The sequence below is a fragment of the Armatimonas sp. genome (genome assembly GCF_964826245.1).
The window spans coordinates 1-3508 of sequence record NZ_CBAYMC010000348.1; the positions used below are offsets into that span (position 1 = coordinate 1).

4 protein-coding genes and 1 pseudogene are annotated in these 3508 nt (G+C 55.7%); 1 reads left to right on the forward strand and 4 read right to left on the reverse strand.

The window, feature by feature from the left end; translation table 11 throughout:
- Window positions 1-48 precede the first annotated feature (48 nt).
- The gene (locus AC1XOS_RS21150; RefSeq protein ID WP_481964193.1) at window positions 49-450 is read left to right on the forward strand and encodes a hypothetical protein; all 402 of its coding nucleotides are present in this window, start codon (window positions 49-51) and stop codon (window positions 448-450) included.
- 18 nt (window positions 451-468) lie between these two features.
- On the opposite strand, the gene AC1XOS_RS21155 is transcribed toward AC1XOS_RS21150, so the two are convergent.
- From AC1XOS_RS21155 to AC1XOS_RS21170, 4 genes and pseudogenes are all read right to left on the reverse strand, one after another.
- Window positions 469-834, reverse strand: coding sequence for a hypothetical protein (locus AC1XOS_RS21155; protein ID WP_481964194.1), 366 nt, complete (start codon window positions 832-834; stop codon window positions 469-471).
- Window positions 818-1378: a hypothetical protein gene (locus AC1XOS_RS21160; RefSeq protein ID WP_481964195.1), complete on the reverse strand. Its 561-nt coding sequence runs from the start codon at window positions 1376-1378 to the stop codon at window positions 818-820. Before AC1XOS_RS21160 ends, AC1XOS_RS21155 begins: the two co-directional genes overlap by 17 nt.
- Window positions 1379-1519: 141 nt before the next feature.
- Window positions 1520-3046 (reverse strand): glycine--tRNA ligase, encoded by a 1527-nt coding sequence (locus AC1XOS_RS21165; RefSeq protein ID WP_481964196.1) that lies wholly within the window; start codon window positions 3044-3046, stop codon window positions 1520-1522.
- A gap of 15 nt (window positions 3047-3061) precedes the next feature.
- A pseudogene (locus AC1XOS_RS21170) lies at window positions 3062-3508 on the reverse strand (hypothetical protein); the annotation flags it as partial.

A 3508-nucleotide genomic window follows, 5' to 3' on the forward strand; every position in this document is an offset into this window, starting at 1 on the left:
CTCGCCATTCTGAGTGGCGGTATATAGTTTTACCAGAAAGTAGGAAAAATGAGCCCGGTAATTTTAGTAGATTGGATCCGTAGTTTTAGCAGAGCCTCTCAGTGGGATCAGGTGGTTCGTAAGATCAACGATGACGAAACGAAGCTCTCACCGCTGACTGCCAACATCGGGGCAGGTCTGAGCGAGGGCAAGATCTGGATCGACCTGAAGTTCAAGGATGAAAACGATATCCCGATGCACCTGCGTGCCATGGTGGCGATTCCCAGTGGCAACGATGAGGTCTTTCTCAATGACATGGACACTCCCAAGACCAACGGTGGTATTGCGATTCAGTTTCCCGTGCAGGTGAGGAACTTCAAGGCCAAGGCTCGTCTTTCCCTGCGCTTTGTCTACCACGAAGGCAACGACCGTGTCGAGTACCGCACCGACACCACCATTGCCTCATCGTAGAGCTCCCTGTTGAGCGCTCTAGCGCCGCGCCTCGTTTTTCTTGCGCAGCCCCAGCGACTGGTACTCGTTGGAGCTGCGCCCGTACTGTGCCGCGACCTGATCCGTGGCCCCGAGGCTTGCGTCGTGGCGCTCGCGCTCTTTCATTACCATAATATCCCGCGCTGATTCCCAGGCTGCCTTTGCCGCTTGCTCGGCTTTCTGCGCCGCAACCGTCTCGGCATCAATAGCATCTAAGCTAGCACGGCTGTACTGTGCATTGGCAGGCTTGTAGTTTTTCAGGTTCCGAATTGCTTCAATCCTAGTCTCATCTGCACTGAGAATATTCGGTGCCAACCGACGCTTGGTATTGCTTGCACTCTTGTTGGTATCAGCGGCGCAGGTCATTTACATCGTAGCGCTGAAGCTGGCATGCCTCACAAAACGCTTCCGAGGTCAGCTTCTGGCTGCAGTATGGGCAGACATCCAGTCGCGCAGGTTTCACTTGCCGCAGGAGTCCTTCCAAATCCTCTGGCTCTTGGCGTATCGTCGTCCACCAAATCAGAGCGGCTGAGATAAGGCCACAGATAACGGTCGCGCCCCAGAAAAATCCGACTCCTGTGTCCGGGTGCTCCAGTGTTGGTTTTTCCTTCATGGATGCAATGGCACCAATCAGGGCGAGGATGGTAAAGAGAACAAACATCACCGCAGCAAAGATCTTAAAGCCCTGGCTACTCTGAGTACGTGCATGAGGATCTATCTGGCAGAAGGGGCATTGCCACCATTTGAAAAAACCAAAAGGAATTATAGGTATCCAGAAGAAATGACCACAGTTAAAGGAACGCCAGCGCTGAGCGATGACTTCTTTCTTACAACCCAAGCAATAGTCGTTTCGGTAACCAATCTGCTTTCTGGCAAACCGATATACTCCGTAGACATAAGCAACAATCATGGCTGTACTCTAACAAAAAGCCCACTGTCACGCAAGACCCAGGCCCATTTATGGGTCTTGCCGACCACCCAGAGGGTACCCGGCGGGCCGATTTATCCGCCCGGATTCGTAATCCCACCCGGATTCGTGAAACGCCGCCCGTTAAACCAAACGTGCCCGCAGGTAGCCCAGTAAGTCGGCGATGGCGATGCGCTCTTGGGCCATCGAGTCTCTATCGCGCACGGTGACGGTGTCGAGAAGCTCCGTGCCACCGTCTTTGGACTGCCCGAGGGTGTCGTAGTCCACGGTGACACAGAACGGGGTTCCGGCCTCGTCTTGCCTGCGGTAGAGCTTGCCAATCGCTGCCGTATCGTCGTAGACCACGCGCATCCCGAGCTGGTTTTGCAGGTCTTTCTTGATCGCTTTGGCTTTATTGACGATATCGGGCTTGTTCTTGGCCAGTGGTAGAACCGCCACTTTGATCGGGGCCAGCGCGGGCTTGAGGCGCAGCACGACGCGGATATCGTTCTTTTCCGCATTGACCACTTCTTCGTCGTAGGCCTCGCAGAGCGCGGCCAGCACGCCACGGTCTACCCCAGCGGCGGGTTCGATCACGAAGGGGACAATGTGCTTGTTGGTCTCATGGTCGAAGTAGGTCAGCTTCTCGACGGAGTGCTCGTTGGGGGCAACCGTACTGGTGAGTCCTAGTGTGTCGTTGGCGCGGCTGTGCGAGCCGAGATCAAAGTCGCCCCGATTGGCAATTCCCTCTAGCTCATCGAAGCCCAGGGTCGGGAAGTTGTAGAGGATATCCACCGTGCGGCTGGAGTAGTGCGCCAGCTTGATATGCTCAAAAAGCTGGATCTTCTCGCGGTCGAGGCCCACGACATTCACCCACCAGTTGATATGGTCTTCAATCCACTCCGTGTGGAGCGCGGGGGCGTTCTCAGGCTTGACGAAGTACTCGATCTCCATCTGCTCCAGCTCACGGACACGGAAGATGAAGTTCTTGGGCGTGATCTCGTTGCGAAAGCTTTTGCCTTGCTGCGCAATTCCAAAAGGTAGCTTGCGGTTGGTGGAGTCCAGTACATTCTTGAAGTTGACGAACATCCCCTGCGCGGTCTCGGGGCGCAAGTAGGCAAAGTTCTCGTCGTCGTTTACGGGCCCGACTTGGGTCTTGAACATTAAATTGAACGTACGCGGCTCGGTCCAGTCGCCCGGCTTGCCGTCCAGCGCGTCCACCACTTTCGCCGCCTTGAGCGCCGTCTGGGCTTTGCTTGGATCAGAGAGGAGCGCCTCGACAAAGATATCCATGTCCGGGTCACGCGTGATTCCAAAGCTCGCCGCAATCGCGTCCAGCGTCTCGGGCGTCTGCTCCTTGAGCAAGTGGTCGAACCGGTAGCGCTTCTTGGTGGTCTTGTTGTCCACCAGCGGGTCAGTGAAGCCTTTCTCGTGGCCGGAGTAGCGCAGCACATAGCGGTTGGTTAGTAGCGCCGTCTCGATGCCCTCCATATCGTCGCGCTCGTAGACATTGTGCTTCCACCAGAGCCGCTTAAGATTATTCTTCAGCTCGACACCCAGCGGGCCGTAGTCGTAGGTTCCCTGGAGGCCGCCGTAGATCTCGGAGCCGGGGAAGATAAAACCGCGTCGTTTACAAAGAGAGATGATCTGATCAAGAGAAGTAGCAGGCATAGTGCCGCTATTTTATCATCGGTTGGCGCGGTAGATTTTGATAAAATGATCCGCCATTTTTGTGGGGGTATCTCCTACTTCAAAGGCGGGCCTCTCGGGCATGTGACAGCCGACGCATTTTTCTTTGGGGTTCACGGGGCAGGCTTTTTTCAGCGCACTGTGGCAGCTCAGACAGGCTTTCTCGTAAGGTTTTGGGTCGGTGCCCGCATCTTCGTGGGGATTATGGCAGGTGACACAGGTGAGCTTGTCTTTACTCTCTTTGAAGCAGCGGCTCAGAGACAGGCCATAGGGCTGGAAGCGATTGGTGCTCTTACTGAGAGGCCCGACATCGTCTTGCGTTCGGTGACAGCTACCACAGAGCGTATTGAGCTGCTCGCCGCCTGCACCTTTGAGCGACTCTATCGCGAGCTTAGCAGGCTTCTCGCCTTTACCCATCGTGGCGACATGCTCCCGGCCCGGTCC

What these genes read in the sequence shown, in the direction of transcription:
- AC1XOS_RS21150 (WP_481964193.1), top strand. Translation starts at nt 49, where the DNA reads ATGAGCCCGGTAATTTTAGTAGATTGGATCCGTAGTTTTAGCAGAGCC.
- AC1XOS_RS21155 (WP_481964194.1), bottom strand. Translation starts at nt 834, where the DNA reads ATGACCTGCGCCGCTGATACCAACAAGAGTGCAAGCAATACCAAGCGT.
- AC1XOS_RS21160 (WP_481964195.1), bottom strand. Translation starts at nt 1,378, where the DNA reads ATGATTGTTGCTTATGTCTACGGAGTATATCGGTTTGCCAGAAAGCAG.
- AC1XOS_RS21165 (WP_481964196.1), bottom strand. Translation starts at nt 3,046, where the DNA reads ATGCCTGCTACTTCTCTTGATCAGATCATCTCTCTTTGTAAACGACGC.